We start from the raw sequence: 17088 nt of genomic DNA, 5'->3' as shown, positions 1-17088 counted from the left end.
GGGCAAACTCCAATCCTAGAGCCGGCATGGACCAACATCCGCCGCGGGCGGGGTCAACGGCCTCCGACCTGCTGCGCCGTGGCCTCCAGCTTGTCCCGGTATTCCTGCCACCAGGCGGCGTCGCCCGGCGCCATATTGTCGTTGTCGGCGCGGAGCCCCGTTCTGCCGTCGATGAGTTCTCGAACCAGATCGGCGTGCCCGGCATGACGGTGGGTTTCGACCGCCATGTGCACGAGGATCTTGTGCAGCGTCACCGTGCGGCGTTCGGCGGGCCACCACGGCACGTGGCCGACCGCGTCCAGGGCCAGCGCGTCGACCGTGGCGTCGGAGTGCGCCCATACCCGGCGGTACAGGGCGACGACCCACTCCCGCGATTCATCGGCCGTGGCCCACATATCCGCGTTGGCCTCGGCGCCCTCAGCAAGCCAGGGCATCGGCTCGCCGGATGGGCGTCCGAAGCTGTCGCCGAGATATCCGGCCTCGACGCTGGCCACGTGCTTGACGATGCCGAGCAGATTTGTTCCGGTCGCCACGAGGGGACGGCGAACGTCGTACTCGTCGAGTCCGTCGAGTTTCCATAGCAGGGCATCGCGGCCGACCTGCAGGTAGTGCAGGAGGTCCGATTTTTCATTCGCGTCGCTCATGAGTACATCCTGCCGCGGATCAGTGGCACGCGTGCGAGGTTCGAGCGGTTGAGCGGCACCGGTCGTGCGCCGCGGACCCCTGTACATTCCACACGCACGCGACGAGAATGACCGTGTCGCACGCGGCCGACCCGTCGAATCGGTCAGACACCCACCCCGGAGGCGCGAGATGAACGAACTGGCTGGATCACCCACCTCACACCGAGCTCGCACGCTCGCCGGCATCCCCTCATTCCAGATGCTGACCGACTATCTGGCCACCTCCGCCTATGCAGGTCGGCAAGGCGAATCGGGCGTGTGCGACTTCGCCTTCGGCAACCCGCACGAGATGCCGCCGGCCGCCTACGTGAATGCGTTGCGCGACGTACTGGAACCACGAACCGAGGAATGGTTCGCGTATCAGGCCGACTCCCCTGCGGCACAGTCCGCGGCCGCCGCAGGGCTGCAGCGACTCCTGGGCGTCGCGTTCGATTCCGCAGACATCCATCTGACCACCGGCGCATTTTCCGCCATCGCCCTGGCGCTGAAGACCGTCACCGATCCCGGCGACGAGGTCATCTACAGTCTGCCTCCGTGGTTCCTCTACGAACCGATCCTCACCGAAGCGGGCCTGATTTCCGTGAAGGTTCCCATCAACGCAGCCACGTTCGATCTGGACCTCGATGCGATCGCCTCCGCTATCACGCCGCGAACTCGGGTGGTCATAGTGAACTCCCCCAACAACCCCACCGGCCGGATCTACCCGCCCGAGCTCCTCACGGCTCTCGCCGCCCTCCTCGAGGCCGCCTCACAGCGACTGAATCGCCGGATCTACCTGCTCTCCGACGAGGCGTACAACCGAATAGTCTACGACGGGGCGCGGTTCCGCAGCCCGTCCGAGTTCTACCCGCATACCCTGCTCACGTACACCTACGGAAAAACCCACCTCGCCCCGGGCGAACGAATCGGCTACCTCGCACTCCCACCGGAGATGCCCGACCGGGCCGCGCTCCGGGAGATGATCACGGCCCTGCAGATCTCGATGGGCTGGATCTACCCCAATGCCACCCTGCAGTACGCGCTGCCTCGGCTCGAAGAATTCTCCACCGACATCGCCCTGCTGCAACGCAAACGGGACCGGATGGTCGAAGCGCTCACCGACATGGGCTACCGGGTCAGGCCGTGCGAGGGCACGTTCTACCTCTTCGTCGTGGCACCCGGCCCCGACGACACGATTTTCGCGGATCAATTGGCCCAGCGCGATGTATTCGTGCTGCCGGGCACCATGTTCGAGACCCCAGGGTTCTTCCGCATCTCCCTGACCGCCAGCGAAGAGATGATCGAACGCAGCCTGCCGATCTTCGCCGACGTCCTCAGCCTCGCGCACCCGCCGGCCGACACCGACTGACTCACCGGAGTAAGCGTCGCGGCCGGCCAAGATCCGTTCGGGCAAACAAAACGGGCCGCCACCCGAAAGTGACGGCCCGTCTGTAAGAAGCTCGCGTTATCAACGCTGCATCAAGCTACGGCTGTGTGAGCCTTAGCGACGCAGGCCGAGGCTGCCGATAAGTGTACGGTATCGCGCGATGTCGACATCGGACAGGTAACCGAGCAGTCGACGACGCTGACCAACCATGAGAAGCAGGCCACGACGTGAGTGGTGGTCGTGCTTGTGCTCTTTCAGGTGCTCCGTCAGGTCCAGGATGCGCTGCGTGAGCATGGCAATCTGGACTTCGGGGGACCCTGTGTCGCCTGGGTGGGTAGCGTACTTTTCGATGATCGCCTTCTTTGCATCAGCTTCGAGTGCCATAGATGGGATCCCCTTTCTCTTCACTGCGCGGTGCCTGAGGCAGAATGCCTGGGCTCTCTTTATCCGCGGCCGTTGAACGGCAACCTACATACTTTAGCAGATGATCGGCGGCGCCTGCGGTCAGCGTCGGCGTCGCCGCCGACCGGAGGGGGCAGGCTCTGCCGGAACCGCACGGGACACGGGGGCGTTCCACGTCTTCATGATCGCCCAGGTGACCGCGGCGATCGGCACGGAGAGCACGGCGCCGACGATCCCGGCGAGAATCGTGCCCGCCGCCAGGGCGAACAGGATCACGAGCGGGTGCAGCTTCAGGTTCTGTGCCATCACCACGGGCTGAAGCAGGTTTCCTTCGAGCTGGTTGACGCCGATCACGATGATGATCACGATCAGCGCGATCAGCGGGCCGTTGGCCACAAGCGCGACAAGAGCGGCGAGCACCCCGGCCGCCGTCGCTCCGATCAGGGGGATGAAGGCGCCGATGAACACGATGACGGCGAGCGGCAAGGCGAGGGGAACCTGCAGGATCGCGAGGCCGATGCCGATCGCGGACGCGTCGACGAGCGCGACGATGGCGGTGCCGCGCACGTACCCGCCGAGAACTCCGCGAGCCGTGACGCCGATCCGACGACCGCGTTCGAGACGTTTGCCCTCAAACGGTGTCAGGAAGAAGTTCCAGATGCGGTCGCCGTCTTTCAGGAAGAAGAACAGGATCACGAGGAGCAGCACGATTCCCGTGAACAGTTCCGCAACAACAGACGCGCCGGCCAGGGCTTCGGTTCCGAACTGGCTGCTCGTCACAAAATCAACGGCCGTGGCGCGCAGGTCTTCGAGCTGCTGCTCATCTATGTGGATGGGCCCCTGCAGCAGGAACACTTGCAGCGCGTCGATGCCTTCGGACGCCGACGCGAAGAGTTCATCCCACTGGTCTCGAACCGCGAACACGATCAGGGTAATGATCCCGCCGAACGCCGCGATGCTACCGAGCAACGCCGTCCACGTGGCCAGGATCGCCGGCATTCCCCGGCGGTTCAGCCAGGCGACGACCGGGTACAACGCCGACGCGAGGATCACGGCGATGAGCACGGGAATGACCACGAGCTTGAGCTGCACGAGCCCGAAGATGACCGCGGCGGCGAGGGTGATGACAAGCAGAATCTGGCCGCTGCGCAGCCCGAGCCAGCCGAGCCGGTCGTTCAGCAGCGTACGGGCAGGCGTCGGGCCGGGGACGTCATGTGGTCGCATGTGACCAGCCTAGACACTCCCGTGTCGGGTCGGCGCCTGTTCGCCGGAGCGAGTCGCCCGGGCCCGTGACACGAGGCCGGCGGCGATGTCGTCGAGCACACCGCGTTCACCGGCATAGATTCCGTCCTCGCGCGGCCAGTGACTCAGAACGTCCGTGAAACCGAGCTCGGCGGCACGACCCACCGCCGTCTCGAAGGCAGCCACGCTCTGCAGCGAATAGCTGCCGCCACTGTCCAGGTTGAGGTAGCGCTCGATGTCGTCCGGTTCGCGTCCCGCCTCCTGGGCCGCATCGTCGAGGCGCGCGGCGAGGTCACGCACGCTCGCCCACCATGCTTCACCGTCGGTGCCGTCCTTGCCTGTCGTCACCCAGCCGTCGCCGAGGCGACCGGCCAGGCGGATTCCCCTGGGCCCGTTCGCCGCTATGACCATCGGCACGCGCGGGAGCTGCGCGGGGACGCCGACCATGCGTGCGTGCACGGCCGTGAACCACTCGCCGTCGAAGCTGATTCCCTCCGGGCCGGGCGCTTCGTGGCGGAGCAGCAGGTCGAGGTCCGTCACAAATTCCGCGAACCGCTCGTGGCGTTGCCGGGGCGTCAACGCCGACTGACCCAGCGTGACGGCGTCGAAGCCGGTACCGCCCGATCCGACGCCGAGCAGGAACCGCCCGCCCGAGATGTCGTCGACCGTGGCGATGTCCTTGGCGAACGGAACCGGATGCCGATAATTGGGCGAGGACACGAATGTGCCGAGCCGGATGCGTGATGTGACCGTTGCGGCCGCCGTGAGCGTCGGCATCGTCGCGTACCAGGGCTCGTCGGCGAGGGAGCGCCACGAGAGGTGGTCGTACGTCCAGGCATGGTCGAAGCCATAATCCTCGGCCGCCACCCATTTCTCTCGGGCAGTCCGCCACGGATCTTGCGGGAGAATGACGATTCCATGGCGCATGACTCGAGTCTAGGGACGCTGGTGGGCACCTCCGCCCAGTGGCAGACTCTATTCATGAAGGTCATCGTGTCGCGGAGCGGGGGCATGGCGAATGTTCGCCTCACGTGGGAGGTGCGCATTGACGAGCAACCGGATGCGAGCGCGTGGGCCGATTTTCTGCTCGCCCTTCCCTGGGGCGACACGGCGGACAGCGAACCGGAACCGGGCCGCTACCTGTACCGCATCCGTTGCGCCCCGCATGAGGTGGTGCTGACGGACGCCAGTGTGACCGGTTCGTGGCGGGACCTCATCGACCGCGTGCAGGCCGCGAACGGCAGTATCTGACCCGGAGACGGGAAAACCCCCGAGGCCGGAGCCACGGGGGTTTTTCATTCGTCAATCGACGACGAGTCAGGAATCCTTGGGCCCCCGACCCCAGCCGCGGCGGCGGCGAACACCTTCATCGGTCATGGCGGCCTCAATGTGACCGTCGACCTGGTCACCGAAGTGATCGTCGAAGTTTTCCTCCAAATGCGCGGTGACGGTCTTCCCGATTCGGCGGGCGAGTTCTTCGCGACGCTGGCGACGTTCCGCACTGACCAGAATTTCGTGCTCCTCGCGAAGCGCCTTGAAGGTGGCTATGCACATGCCGATCATCACGACACTCACCGGTATCGCCGTGAGGATGGCACCGGTTTGCAGGGCGGCGAGCCCGCCGGCCAGCAGCAGGGCGATCGCGACGAGGCCGCCGAGGCCGGCCCACATGATGCGACTCCACTTGGGCGGGTTCGTGTCGCCGCCGGACGCTAGCATGTCGATGACGAGCGACCCGGAATCGGCGGACGTGATGAAGAAGATCGCGATGATGGCCACGGCCAGCACGGACAGCACCCCGCCCATCGGCAGGCCGCTCAGGAAGTTGAAGAGCACGTTCTCGGGAACGATGCCGACCTCGGGGTCGAACAGTCCTCCCCCGCCGCCGTCCCACGCCTGCTTGATGGCGCTTCCGCCCATGATCGCGAACCAGGCGAAGGTCACGAACGTCGGTACGAGCAGCACTCCGGCGATGAACTCGCGCACGGTGCGTCCACGGGAGATTCGTGCGATGAAGACTCCGACGAACGGGGCCCACGAGATCCACCAACCCCAGTAGAAGACCGTCCAGGCGCCCTGCCAGTCGAGACCGGTCTGACCGGTGAACGAACTGGTGTCGAACGTGATGCCCACGACGTTCTGGAAGTAGTTCCCGATCGATTCCACGAGCACGCGCAACAGGTACAGGGTGGGCCCCAGGAGCAGAACAGCCACGAGCAGCAGGGCGGCCATGCCGAGGTTGAGGTTGGAGAGCCATTTGATGCCCTTGCCGACGCCGCTGACGACCGAGACCGTGGCGATGGCCGTGATCACCAAGATGAGGACTACGAGCGTCGTGTTGTTCACCTCGCCCACAACGCCCAGGTGTCTGAGACCGGCCGCGATCTGCTTGACGCCGAGACCGAGCGAGGTCGCCACGCCGAACAGGGTGCCCACGATCGCGATGACGTCGATGGCGTCACCGAGACTGCCGCGCACGCGATCGCCGAGCAGCGGCTCGAGCGCCCAGCGGATGGAAACCGGTCGCCCCTTGCGGTGGATCGAGTAGGCCAGGCCGAGCCCGACGACGGCGTAGATGGCCCAGGCATGGAATCCCCAGTGCAGGAACGTCTGGTTCATCGCAGCGGCGGCGAGTTCCGGGGCGGATCCCGTGACTCCAGGCTTCGGGTTGGTGAAGAAGGTGAGCGGCTCCGACATGCCCCAGAAGACCAGGCCGATGCCCATCCCGGCGGCAAACAGCATGGCGAACCAGCTCAGAAGGCCGAATTCGGGCTTGTCATCGTCGGTGCCGAGTTTGATGTCGCCGAAGCGGCTGGCGCCCATCCACACCGCAAAGACCACGAAGGCCGCGACGAGAATGACGTAGTACGGGCCGAGGCCGGCAACGACCCAGCCCTGCAAGGTCGCGAGGGTGGCGCCGGTTCGTACCGGGAAGCCGATCGCGATGACGACGACGACGAGGATGATGCCGAGTGCGGGATAGAAGACGCGCGGCGCCGGCACAACGAAGTGTTTCTTCTTCTCTCTGACACCCTCCCCGTGCTCGATCGGACGGGATTGGGTTGGTGCGCTCACTGATAGAACTTCCTATTGGGGCTCTGAACCCGGTGTGCCGGTCGGGATCCCCGAAGTGGTCGGTGGCCGTTGTGCACCCGTTATCTTACATCGGCGCGTTCCATCGGCTTCCATCGGGTTCTCGCACGTGCCACGATGAGTCATGGACATCGACGACGTCAAAGAGATCCGTACCCTCACCGAAGACGAATGCTGGGACACGTTGCTCTCGGCCAGCCTGGGCCGCCTCGCGGTCAGCGTCGGCGGAATCCCGGATATCTTTCCGGTGAACTTCGTCGCCGCCGACCGGCGCCTGCTGTTTCGCACGGCGGAGGGCACGAAGCTGCTCGAACTCACGGTGAACAACCGGGTGGCCTTTGAAACGGATGGCGTGGGTCACGACGAGGCCTGGAGCATCGTCGTGAAGGGAACGGCAAGCATTCTGGAGAAGCGCGCCGAGATCGACGCTGCCGACCAGCTGCCGCTGCACCCGCTGATCCCGACCCTTAAGTACGTCTACGTGGAGATTATCCCCACCGAGATGAACGGCCGTCGGTTTGAGCTCGGCCCCGAGCCCGACCGCTACTGACCCCGTTCAGGGTCGGCCGGGCGCGGTGCGGGCCATCGCATCGAGGACGGCCGCCGCATAGGCATCGGCCGCCGCGTCGGCGCCGAAATGCGTCGGTCCCTCCCCCAGGTCCGCGACCACCCGGTACCGGCCGTCGGGTGTGCGCTCCAGCGCCCGGAACGCCCCGCCGAGTAACTCGCGCAGTTGGTCTTCACGCGGCAGCCAGAGCGCGTTCTCCAGGGCGAGGGAGTCGAGCGCCCACTCAGTGGTGCCGTTGAAGCCGAGGATGGTGCCCGTGTCGAATTCGTGCGGCTCGATGGCCATGCTGCTCACGGTGAAGACGTCGTAATCGAAGCCGGGCCGTTCGATGCGAAACGCGTCACCCGAGGCCGGTCGCCAGACCAGGCCGGCGGCGAGAAGAGCTCGGGCGTTGTCGGTGGAGATCATGCAACATTATGCACGCGACAGTGGCGTGCAAGACAGGGCCGAACGCAAAGTGCCGATGGCGGCGGCCGACCGCAACGTGACGGTTGCGACCGGCCGCGCCTCGCGCGTACTCGCCGGTGGGCCTGGTCGGGCCTAGCTGACGCCCAGGAGGTCGATCACGAAGATCAGGGTCTGGCCGGAAAGGCGGTGGCCGGAACCGGCCGGGCCGTAGGCCAGGTGCGGGGGTACAACCAGCTTGCGACGACCGCCGACCTTCATGCCCGGGATTCCCTGCTGCCAGCCGGCGACGAGCGAGCGCAGCGGAAAGTTGATCGATGCTCCGCGATTCCACGACGCGTCGAATTCGTCACCGGAGGCGAATTCAACGCCAACGTAGTGCACGTCAACGGTCGCGCCGGGGGTGGCTTCCGCGCCGTCGCCGACGACGATGTCTTCGATTTCAAGCTCTTCCGGCTCTGCGCCCTCTGGGAAGTCGATTTCCGGTTTTGAGTTCATATTTGTCATGGTTCCATCCAACCGGATGCGGCCGAACTTCACCTACTCAAAAATTCATCCTTGCGCGAACGCCGCCGAAGATGCACGATATATGTACATAAACTCGCCGCATCGGGAGAGTCGTCGGCATCGCCACACCACCGAAGCGGCGAGTTTTTGTCGCGGTTCGCGACCTTACGGGGACTCGAACATGGTGCCCGGGTTGAGGATCCCCAGAGGATCAAAAACGGCCTTGAGCCGCCGTTGCAGGTCAAAACCCGTGTCGCCGAGTTCGTCCTTCAGCCAGCGTCGCTTCAGCACTCCCACCCCGTGCTCGCCGGTCAGGGTGCCACCGAGCGAAAGGGCCGCTCGAAACATTTCGTCGGCCGCCGCCCAGATATGTGCCGGTACCGCAGGGGACCCCTCGGTTCCCGCCGGGCCGGCGGGAATCACGAAACTCGGGTGCAGGTTTCCGTCCCCGGCGTGAGCGACCACGGGAATGGCGATTCCGGTGCGCGCGCTGATCTCCGCAATCACGTCGAACATTTCCCGCATTCGTGAACGGGGCACGGAAACATCTTCGATGAGCACGGTTCCGTGCTGCTCCAGCGCGGGATGCAACGCCCGGCGAATGGCGAGCAGCCGTTCCCCGGACGCCTGATCGTTCGACACCCGCACCTGGCCGCCTTCACGTCGCATCACCTGGGCCACGCGGTCGGCCTCGAAGGCGGCACCCTCGCCATCCGTCTGCACGAGCAGGAAGGCACCGTGGCCGAGCGGAAGCCCGGCCGACTTCTCCGGTCCCAGGTAGCGACCCACAATGGCGAGGGCGACCGGGTCGACGAGTTCCATAACGGCCGGGCGCAAGCGTTCGGCGGTGATACGCGCGGATGCGGCGGCCGCCGCGGCCACGTCGGGGAAGACGGCGGCGACGGTGACCGTTCCCCCGAGCGGAACCGCACGCACGCGCACCGTCGCCTCCACGATGACGCCGAGGGTCCCTTCCGAGCCCGTGAGCAGCGCGGTGAGATCGTAGCCGGTGACGCCCTTCACGGTTCGGTGCCCCGTGTGCAGCAGCGAGCCGTCGGCGAGCACCACGGTGAGCGCGAGCACGGCCTCCCGGGTCACGCCGTACTTGGCGCACAGGAGACCGCCGGCGTTCGTCGCGATATTGCCCCCGACGGTGGAGATGGCCCTGCTGGCCGGATCGGGGGCGAACCACAACCCGTGCGGGGTGAGCGCGTCGTTCAGGTCCTGGTTGATCACGCCGGCCTCCACGACGGCGAGCTCGTCCTCCGGTCGAATCTCCAGAATGCGGTTCATGCCGGCGAGGTTCAGCACGACGGAACCATCGGAGCCGCAGGCTCCCCCGGCCAGGCCGGTACCCGCGCCGCGGGTGATGACGGGAACCCGAAATTCGGACGCGAGGCGCAGCACACACTGCACGTGCTCCACGGTGGTGGCGTTCACGACGGCGAGCGGTGTGCCGTCGGCCGTCCACCCCGACTTGTCCGTGCGACTGGCCGCAAGATCGGCTCCATCCACACTGACGATCGCACCCAACTCGGTCTGAAGACGTGTCACTACAGTCATGTAGTCCACCCTAGCGAGCGCGGTCGGTCATGTCTGATTTCCGCTACCGGCACGCGGGCGAACGTGGCACGCTGAAGGGGTGACCACAACTTCACGCACCAGAACGGCGCCATCCGCCCGCCCGGGCCTCGGCGACCCCGTCTTTGCGCAGCGGTACCGCGCGGTGAGTTCCCGCGATCAGCGCTTTGACGGCCAGTTCATCACCGGTGTGCACTCCACCGGCATCTATTGCCGTCCGAGCTGCCCGGCCGCCACTCCCAAGCCGGTCAACGTCTCGTTCTATCTCACGGCCGCGGCCGCGCACGAGGCCGGTCTGCGCGCCTGCAAGCGTTGCCTGCCCGATGCCGTGCCCGGTTCCCCGGCGTGGAACATGCGCGATGACCTCGCCGCCCGAGCCATGCGGCTCATCGCCGACGGCGCCGTTGAACGCGACGGCGTCCCGGGGTTAGCCGGCCGGCTCGGCTACACACCTCGGCATCTCACGCGCGTGCTCGTGTCAGAGCTCGGCGCCGGCCCGCTCGCCCTCGCCCGAGCCCATCGCGCCCAGACCGCGCGTATTCTGCTGGTCAACACGGCCCTGTCCATGACGGATGTTGCCTTCGCCGCCGGTTTCGGCAGCGTGCGCCAGTTCAACGAAACCATTGCGGCGGTCTACGAGCGCACGCCGTCCGCGCTGCGCCAGTCGACATCGCGCGCTCCGGACCCGCACCACGACAGCGACGCCCACGGCACGACGATCACCCTGCAGCTCCCCACCCGCGCGCCCTTCGACGGCCGCGGCCTCCTGCGTTTTCTCGGGGTGCGCGCCATCACCGGCGTTGAAACGGCTACCAACCACAGCTACACGCGTACGGTCCGGCTGCCCCACGGCCCGGCCACCGTCGAACTTTCGCTCGCCGGAACGGATGCCGCCCCGACGGTCGTCTGCGCGGCCACCCTGAGCAATTTGGCCGACCTTGCCCCGCTCGTCGGTCGGGTGCGTCGGCTCCTGGACCTCGACGCCGATTCCGCCGCGATCGACCTCGCCCTCAGCAGCGACCCTCAGCTTGCGACGCGCGTGTCGCTGACGCCGGGCATCCGGGTTCCCGGCACCCTGGATCCCGAGGAAACCCTGTTCCGCGCCCTGATCGGACAGCAGGTGTCCGTGGCGGCGGCGCGCACGGCCCTGACCCGGCTGACAATCGCGCTCGGTGACCAGCTCGCGGCACCCGACGGGGGCTCGCCGAAGGTTGGCGCGCCCACGCGGCTGTTTCCCACGAGCGCGCGCATCGCCGCCGAGGGACGTGACGTTCTGCGCGGTCCCGCCGCGCGCATCAACGCGATTGTTTGTGTGGCGGCAGAGCTTGAGCGCGGCGACCTCGTGCTGTCCTACGGCGACACTCGTGCCGAACTCGAGGCCAAGCTCACCGCTCTTCCGGGGATCGGACCGTGGACGGCCGGGTACGTCGCCCTGCGGGTTTTGGGAAGCCCCGACATTCTGCTCACGAGCGACCTGGCCATTCGGCAGGGCGCGAGTCGTCTCGGGCTCCCCGGTGAGCACCGCGCGCTGTCCGCTCGCGGGCATGAGTGGGCCCCGTGGCGCAGCTATGCCGGCATGCATCTGTGGCGCGCGGCGGGCGACCCCGTCGGAGTCCTCTAACGAACACCCCCGGGCATTGTCGCCCATCCACAGCCCGTGGCCCCCGGGTGCCGGTAGCCTGTACAGGTGAAGTTTGCGCATCTAAGAGTTGAAGGCCAGTCCACACCGAGGTTGGCGGTGACCTTCGGCGACGAGGCACTGTTCCTCGACGAGATCATGGAAGACGCCCCCCGCGACCTGCAAGACCTGCTGGAAAAGGGCGAACACGAGGTCGATCGCGTACGCGCTGTCAGCCTGAACGCCGCATCCGCGGGCGTGTCCATGACCTCGATCGACACACTCCGACACTCATCGGCGGTGTTGCGGCCTCCGCAGATCATCGCGATCGGGGCGAACTACGCCGCGCACTCGTCCGAACTGAGTCTGCGCCTGGAGACCTCCGCCACCATCTTCTCCCTCTGGCCGAACTCGCTCACCGGCCACGAATCCACCATCACCTGGCCCGCCGATCTCACCTCCCAGGTGGACTACGAGGCGGAGCTCGGCGTCATCATCGGCCGTGCGGCCCGCAACGTGTCCGTGCAGGATGCCCTCGACTACGTGTTCGGCTACACGATCGTCAACGACATCACCGCGCGCGACCTGCAGTTCTCCGAGGCGCAGTGGTCCCGCTGCAAGTCCTTCGACGGTTTCACCCCGACGGGGCCCATCGTCGTGACGGCCGAAGAGATCGGTGATCCTCAGGACGTGTGGCTCAGCACGCACGTTGACGGCCGCATCCTGCAGGATGCCTCGAGCGCCGACATGGTGCGCACGGTCGCCCAGATCATCTCCTACCTCTCGCAAACGTCGACGCTGATGCCCGGAACCCTCATCTCGACCGGCAGCCCCGGCGGCGCCGGTTACAGCCGCAAACCGCAGATTTTTCTGAAGGACGGCTCCACGGTCACCATCTCCATCGACAAGATCGGCTTTCTCACCACGCACTGTCGCACGAGCTAACCGTTCCGCAAAAGAGCCCTCTCCGGCGCACGGCGTGCGTTGGAGGGGGCTCTTTTGTGCGCGGCGGATGCGGAGGCTGCCCGGATCCGGCATCCGCCGCGGCGATGGCCGAGCGCCTCGCCGGCGCTGCCCGTCTCAAACAGCCGCCGGCCGGGACCTTACGCGCCGAGCAGCGCCTCTACCGGTCCGCGCACGAAGAACAGCACAAAGCCGGCCGCCACGACCCAGAGCAGTGGGCTGATCTGCTTGCCCTTGCCCGAGAAGGACCGAACGAGCACCCAGCTCACGAATCCGGCCCCGATGCCGTTGGCGATCGAGTACGTGAGCGGCATGATGAGGATGGTCAGGAACACCGGAAGTACGATCGAGAACTCGGAGAAGTCAATGTGACGGATCTGGGACACCATCATGGCCCCGACGATCACGAGGGCGGCCGCGGCCACCTCCAGCGGAACGATCTGGGTGAGCGGCGTGAAGAACATGGCAGCGAGGAACAACACGCCGGTGACAATGTTCGCCAGCCCCGTGCGTGCACCCTCGCCGATGCCCGCACCGGATTCGATGAACACGGTGTTCGATGACGCGGACGCCGCGCCTCCGGCCACCGCGCCGATGCCCTCGACGATGAGCGCCGACTTCAGTCTGGGAAAGTTGCCGTTCTTGTCGGCGAGACCGGCCTCGTTGGCGAGGCCGGTCATCGTGCCCATGGCATCGAAGAAGTTGGTGAACACGAGCGTGAAGACCAGCATCACCGCGGCGAGCATGCCGATCCGGTCGAATGCGCCGAAGCTCACCTGGCCGATCAGGCTCAGGTCCGGCACGGCGACGAATTCGGTGGGCAGAACGGGGGCGTTGAGGTTCCACCCGGCCGGGTTCACACCCAGTGACGGGCCGACCTTGAAAATGGACTCGAGTATGACAGCGATGATGGTCGTCGCCACGATGCCGATGAGCAGGGCTGCCTGGGCCTTGCGGGCCACCAGCACGCCGATGATGATAAGCCCGATCACGAAGACCGCGGTGGGCAGGGTGCTCACGGAACCCTGGTCGCCCAGTTGAACGGGCGGTGAAGCCGCGCCACTCGATCGTACGAACCCGGAGTCGACGAGGCCGATGAAGGCGATGAACAGTCCGATACCCACCGTGATGGCGATTTTCAGCTGCTGCGGCACGGCGTTGAAGATGAGCTCTCGCATGCCCGTGGAGGCGAGGATCACGATGATGACCCCATTGATGAGGACGAGTCCCATCGCTTCGGGCCAGGTGACCTGACCGACGACGCTCACCGCCAGGAAGGAATTGATGCCGAGCCCCGCGGCGAAGCCGTACGGCAGGCGGGCCACGAGCCCGAAGAGGATCGTCATGACCCCGGCCGTGAGGGCGGTGACCGCCGCCACCTGGGCGTTGGGCAGCCAATTGCCGGCCACGTCGACGGCAGCCTGGTCGGCGCTGAAACCGCCGAGGATCAGCGGGTTCAGGATGACGATATAGGCCATGGTCACGAACGTCACCAGGCCGCCGCGCATTTCGCGAGCCCACGTGGAACCGCGACTGGTGATCTCAAAGAATTTGTCCACCCTGGCGCCGACACCGGCGGGCTTCGGGGAGTGCGATTCTGACGTGGTTGTATTCGTGGTGGTGATGGTGTGCTCCCGGGCCGATCGGCAAGAAAATGGGCAGGTTGCGTGGGCTGTGGCGCTATTGGCACGCACACACGATGATCAGGTGAATAGTCTACGACTCAGACGTGGGGTACGAATGCGCCCCAGGCCACGCGTCGTTCTGTACCGGGGTCCGATTCCACTCGGTCGGCGGCATCAATGATCAGGGTGCGGCGGGTCGACTCGTCGTAGCGGGGCCACGTGTCGCCGGGGGCTCCGAGGGTGGCGAAGTCCAGCCACCGGCGTTGCATCCGGGCTCCGACGGCCCGGAACGCTGCCCGTCCGCCGAGCAGGGTCATTCCCCGCCCCGGCCAGCCGTTCAACCGGTCGAAGAGCGGGAACAGCTCCAGGCCGTGTGTGGCGTCCAGTCCCATCCAACGCACCAACCGGGGCGCCGCGTCGAAGCGGTAGAAGTACACCGGGGCGTAGCGGGAGTGTCGCTCCCCCACCTTGACGCTCGGGTACCAGAACGAGTAGTCGCCGCCGAAGTCGAGTGCCGCGCGCAGGGCAGGGATGCCGGGGTACTGCGCCTTCAAGGTCTTGCGGGCCTTCTTCTTCGTCTTCTTGAAGATGGCACGAATCCGGGTCGGTGTCGTGGCGAGGATGTCGATGCGACCACTGAACAGAGATCCTTCCCGTGCGTTGGTGCCGATGATCAACGGCACCCGGTGCGCGCGGCCATCCCGGAACGCGTCGAGCGGGCGTTCAGGCAGAAAATCCCCATCGATGACCGGACACAGCGGGATCGTGCCGGGGTCCTGGTCGGGGGTGCGCAGCGTGAGCTCGGTTGTCGCCTCGGCGAGCCGGGCCGGGTCGACGGTCAGCAAGAGGCGAACGGCGGGGTCCGTGGTGTCGCCGCCGACCGGTCCCCCCGCCCTGCCGGGGGCATCGACGAGGCTCTGCACGAATTCCTCGGCCCAACGGCCGGTGAGTGCCGGCGGGTACACCGCATTGGCCGGGGCGCTCTGCGCGATCGCACGGTGGAACAGACCCGCGGCGGCCGGCACGGTCATGAGGGTGGTCACGGCGTTTCCGCCGGCCGACTCGCCGAAGAGGGTGACGGCATCCGGGTCGCCGCCGAACTCACGAATGTTCTCCCGCACCCAGCGCAGTGCCGCGACCTGGTCTCGCACACCGAGGTTGCTCTCGAAGGGACGTTCCGGAGTGGAGTACCGGGTGAAGTCGAGGTAGCCGAGGGCGCCCAGCCGGTAGTTGAGGCTCACGTAGACGATGCCGCCGCGCCGCACGAGCCCTTCTCCCTGCCGCGGCACCTCGCGAGACGACCCCACGCTGTACGCACCTCCGTGGATGAAAACCATGACCGGGCGCAGCCCCGCCTCGGACGAACGTCCGGGGGCCGCCGCGTCGGCCGGCGCGATCACGTTCAGGTTGAGGCAGTCCTCGCTCTGCGGGATCCGCGGATGCGCGCCGATGAACTGCCCCCGGTGGCTTTGCGGCGCTACGGCACCGAACTCGTCGGCGGGCCGCACTCCCGACCACGCCGGCACGGGACGCGGTGACCGAAATCTCAGGTCTCCCACCGGGGCGGCCGCATAGGGGATCCCCCGCCAGGCGAGCACGCCCCGTTCACGTACGCCGCGCACGTCCCCGCCGCTCACATGGCGAACGAGTGCGCTGCTCTGCTCTCTCGTGATCTTGCCGGTCGCAACAGTCATGCCCCGATCCTATTTCTTCACTACGATCGGGGGAGAGCGCGCAACAACGAAATGAGAAACAATGGCACTGCCCTGGACCTTGCACGGTGACGGAAAAACGGTCGGGGCGCAGGAGGTCGTGGGCCCGGGCGAGCGTCTCAGCTGGCCGATCACGATCGGTATCGGCACCCAACACGTCGTCGCCATGTTCGGGGCGACATTCCTGGTTCCGCTGCTGACCGGTTTCCCGCCCAGCACGACCCTGTTGTTCTCGGGGATCGGCACGTTGCTCTTCCTGCTGATCACGGGCAACAGGCTGCCCAGCTACCTCGGCTCGTCGTTCGCGTTCATCGCACCGATCACGGCCGCGACCGCGTCGGCGGGGATGGGCAGTGCTCTGTTCGGCATCATGGCCGTCGGCGTGCTCCTGGCCGTCGTCGGACTGGTTGTGCAACTGACCGGCACCGGGTGGATCGACCGGTTAATGCCGCCCATCGTGTCGGGGGCCATTGTCGCCCTCATCGGGTTCAACCTCGCCCCGGTGGCCAGAGCAAACTTCGAACAGGCGCCGATCACCGCCGTGATCACGCTGCTGTCCGTCATCCTATGCACCGTGCTTTTTCGCGGCATCCTCGGCCGGTTGTCGATTTTCATCGGTGTTCTCGTGGGTTACGTCGCCGCGGTCGTTCTTGGTCAGGTCGACTTCGGCCAGGTGGCCGCCGCTCCGTGGGTGGGACTGCCGCCGTTCACCGCTCCGGCTAATCCGTTTGAGAACCCGGCGCTGGTGTTCGGGGTGTTGCCCGCGTTCCTACCCGTTGTGCTGGTTCTCATCGCCGAAAACGTGGGCCACATCAAGGGCGTGGCCCAGATGACGGATGCGAAAGTGAACCGGCTCACGGGGCGGGCGCTGCTCGCCGACGGCCTCGCGACCATGCTCGCCGGTCTCGGCGGCGGCAGCGGAACCACCACCTACGGTGAGAATATCGGGGTGATGGCGGCGACGCGCATCTATTCCACCGCCGCATACTGGGTGGCCGGGATCACCGCGGTTCTCCTCGGGCTCTCCCCCAAGGTCGGCGCCGTCATCAACACGATCCCCGCGGGCGTGCTCGGCGGGGTCACCACGGCGCTCTACGGCCTGATCGGGGTCATCGGGGTGAAAATCTGGCTCGACAATCGGGTCGACTTCTCCAAGCCCGTGAATCAGTTCACCGCGGCGACGGCCCTGATCATCGGCATCGCCGACTTCACCCTCTCGGCAGGCACGTTGAGCTTCAACGGAATCGCCCTGGGCACGATCGCGGCAATCGTGATCTATCACCTGATGACGTGGGTCGGCCGGGTGCGCCGCACGGCTTGAGC

General features: G+C 66.4%; 16 protein-coding genes. 6 read left to right on the top strand and 10 right to left on the bottom strand.

Going from position 1 to position 17088, the window contains the following annotated elements; genetic code table 11:
• Positions 1-53: 53 nt before the first annotated feature.
• Entirely contained in the window at positions 54-644 is a 591-nt protein-coding gene (locus tag AC1MB9_RS03880) for a DinB family protein (protein WP_479963730.1), read from the bottom strand.
• A gap of 169 nt (positions 645-813) precedes the next feature.
• Between AC1MB9_RS03880 and AC1MB9_RS03875 the strand changes: the two genes are divergently transcribed.
• Positions 814-2031 (top strand): aminotransferase class I/II-fold pyridoxal phosphate-dependent enzyme, encoded by a 1218-nt coding sequence (locus tag AC1MB9_RS03875; RefSeq protein ID WP_479963729.1) that lies wholly within the window; start codon positions 814-816, stop codon positions 2029-2031.
• 132 nt (positions 2032-2163) lie between these two features.
• On the opposite strand, the gene rpsO is transcribed toward AC1MB9_RS03875, so the two are convergent.
• The 3 genes from rpsO to AC1MB9_RS03860 all read right to left on the bottom strand — a co-directional run bounded on the left by rpsO (position 2164) and on the right by AC1MB9_RS03860 (position 4620).
• On the bottom strand, positions 2164-2433 hold the full coding sequence (gene rpsO, locus AC1MB9_RS03870) for a 30S ribosomal protein S15 (RefSeq protein WP_479963728.1): 270 nt from the start codon (positions 2431-2433) through the stop codon (positions 2164-2166).
• Between the two features lie 120 nt (positions 2434-2553).
• Positions 2554-3675 (bottom strand): AI-2E family transporter, encoded by a 1122-nt coding sequence (locus AC1MB9_RS03865; protein ID WP_479963727.1) that lies wholly within the window; start codon positions 3673-3675, stop codon positions 2554-2556.
• 9 nt (positions 3676-3684) lie between these two features.
• Entirely contained in the window at positions 3685-4620 is a 936-nt protein-coding gene (locus tag AC1MB9_RS03860; protein ID WP_479963726.1) for an LLM class flavin-dependent oxidoreductase, read from the bottom strand.
• Positions 4621-4674: 54 nt separating this feature from the next.
• Between AC1MB9_RS03860 and AC1MB9_RS03855 the strand changes: the two genes are divergently transcribed.
• Complete coding sequence (locus AC1MB9_RS03855) at positions 4675-4944, top strand: protealysin inhibitor emfourin (protein WP_479963725.1); 270 nt, start codon at positions 4675-4677, stop codon at positions 4942-4944.
• Positions 4945-5010: 66 nt separating this feature from the next.
• On the opposite strand, the gene AC1MB9_RS03850 is transcribed toward AC1MB9_RS03855, so the two are convergent.
• Positions 5011-6768 (bottom strand): BCCT family transporter, encoded by a 1758-nt coding sequence (locus AC1MB9_RS03850; protein ID WP_479963724.1) that lies wholly within the window; start codon positions 6766-6768, stop codon positions 5011-5013.
• 142 nt (positions 6769-6910) lie between these two features.
• Here AC1MB9_RS03850 and AC1MB9_RS03845 point away from each other — a divergent pair, with 142 nt between their 5' ends.
• Positions 6911-7336: a pyridoxamine 5'-phosphate oxidase family protein gene (locus AC1MB9_RS03845; RefSeq protein ID WP_479963723.1), complete on the top strand. Its 426-nt coding sequence runs from the start codon at positions 6911-6913 to the stop codon at positions 7334-7336.
• A 6-nt stretch (positions 7337-7342) separates the two neighbouring features.
• Here AC1MB9_RS03845 and AC1MB9_RS03840 read toward each other — a convergent pair whose 3' ends face one another.
• The 3 genes from AC1MB9_RS03840 to AC1MB9_RS03830 form a co-directional block, all read right to left on the bottom strand.
• Positions 7343-7762, bottom strand: coding sequence for a hypothetical protein (locus AC1MB9_RS03840; protein WP_479963722.1), 420 nt, complete (start codon positions 7760-7762; stop codon positions 7343-7345).
• Between the two features lie 132 nt (positions 7763-7894).
• On the bottom strand, positions 7895-8266 hold the full coding sequence (locus tag AC1MB9_RS03835) for an FKBP-type peptidyl-prolyl cis-trans isomerase (RefSeq protein WP_479963721.1): 372 nt from the start codon (positions 8264-8266) through the stop codon (positions 7895-7897).
• Between the two features lie 165 nt (positions 8267-8431).
• Entirely contained in the window at positions 8432-9829 is a 1398-nt protein-coding gene (locus AC1MB9_RS03830) for an FAD-binding oxidoreductase (protein ID WP_479963720.1), read from the bottom strand.
• 79 nt (positions 9830-9908) lie between these two features.
• Between AC1MB9_RS03830 and AC1MB9_RS03825 the strand changes: the two genes are divergently transcribed.
• Positions 9909-11468, top strand: a complete 1560-nt coding sequence (locus AC1MB9_RS03825) for an AlkA N-terminal domain-containing protein (protein ID WP_479963719.1) — start codon at positions 9909-9911, stop codon at positions 11466-11468.
• A 66-nt stretch (positions 11469-11534) separates the two neighbouring features.
• The gene (locus tag AC1MB9_RS03820; protein ID WP_479963718.1) at positions 11535-12410 is read left to right on the top strand and encodes a fumarylacetoacetate hydrolase family protein; all 876 of its coding nucleotides are present in this window, start codon (positions 11535-11537) and stop codon (positions 12408-12410) included.
• A gap of 158 nt (positions 12411-12568) precedes the next feature.
• Here AC1MB9_RS03820 and AC1MB9_RS03815 read toward each other — a convergent pair whose 3' ends face one another.
• Together AC1MB9_RS03815 and AC1MB9_RS03810 are read right to left on the bottom strand one after the other, a co-directional pair.
• Positions 12569-14122: an NCS2 family permease gene (locus tag AC1MB9_RS03815; protein ID WP_479963717.1), complete on the bottom strand. Its 1554-nt coding sequence runs from the start codon at positions 14120-14122 to the stop codon at positions 12569-12571.
• A 29-nt stretch (positions 14123-14151) separates the two neighbouring features.
• Complete coding sequence (locus tag AC1MB9_RS03810) at positions 14152-15747, bottom strand: carboxylesterase/lipase family protein (RefSeq protein ID WP_479963716.1); 1596 nt, start codon at positions 15745-15747, stop codon at positions 14152-14154.
• Between the two features lie 61 nt (positions 15748-15808).
• Between AC1MB9_RS03810 and AC1MB9_RS03805 the strand changes: the two genes are divergently transcribed.
• A complete protein-coding gene (locus AC1MB9_RS03805; protein ID WP_479963715.1) occupies positions 15809-17086 on the top strand; it encodes a uracil-xanthine permease family protein in 1278 nt (425 codons plus the stop codon).
• Positions 17087-17088: the final 2 nt, after the last annotated feature.

The organism is Cryobacterium sp. AP27, assembly GCF_056680495.1.
The sequence above is the reverse complement of the archived record's forward strand: the minus strand, read 5'-3'. Positions and strand labels throughout refer to the sequence as shown.

Coding starts and splice junctions, on each gene's coding strand:
- AC1MB9_RS03865 (WP_479963727.1), bottom strand. CDS start 3,675: ATGCGACCACATGACGTCCCCGGCCCGACGCCTGCCCGTACGCTGCTG.
- AC1MB9_RS03845 (WP_479963723.1), top strand. CDS start 6,911: ATGGACATCGACGACGTCAAAGAGATCCGTACCCTCACCGAAGACGAA.
- AC1MB9_RS03805 (WP_479963715.1), top strand. CDS start 15,809: ATGGCACTGCCCTGGACCTTGCACGGTGACGGAAAAACGGTCGGGGCG.
- AC1MB9_RS03855 (WP_479963725.1), top strand. CDS start 4,675: ATGAAGGTCATCGTGTCGCGGAGCGGGGGCATGGCGAATGTTCGCCTC.
- AC1MB9_RS03880 (WP_479963730.1), bottom strand. CDS start 644: ATGAGCGACGCGAATGAAAAATCGGACCTCCTGCACTACCTGCAGGTC.
- rpsO (WP_479963728.1), bottom strand. CDS start 2,433: ATGGCACTCGAAGCTGATGCAAAGAAGGCGATCATCGAAAAGTACGCT.
- AC1MB9_RS03835 (WP_479963721.1), bottom strand. CDS start 8,266: ATGACAAATATGAACTCAAAACCGGAAATCGACTTCCCAGAGGGCGCA.
- AC1MB9_RS03875 (WP_479963729.1), top strand. CDS start 814: ATGAACGAACTGGCTGGATCACCCACCTCACACCGAGCTCGCACGCTC.
- AC1MB9_RS03810 (WP_479963716.1), bottom strand. CDS start 15,747: ATGACTGTTGCGACCGGCAAGATCACGAGAGAGCAGAGCAGCGCACTC.
- AC1MB9_RS03860 (WP_479963726.1), bottom strand. CDS start 4,620: ATGCGCCATGGAATCGTCATTCTCCCGCAAGATCCGTGGCGGACTGCC.
- AC1MB9_RS03830 (WP_479963720.1), bottom strand. CDS start 9,829: ATGACTGTAGTGACACGTCTTCAGACCGAGTTGGGTGCGATCGTCAGT.
- AC1MB9_RS03840 (WP_479963722.1), bottom strand. CDS start 7,762: ATGATCTCCACCGACAACGCCCGAGCTCTTCTCGCCGCCGGCCTGGTC.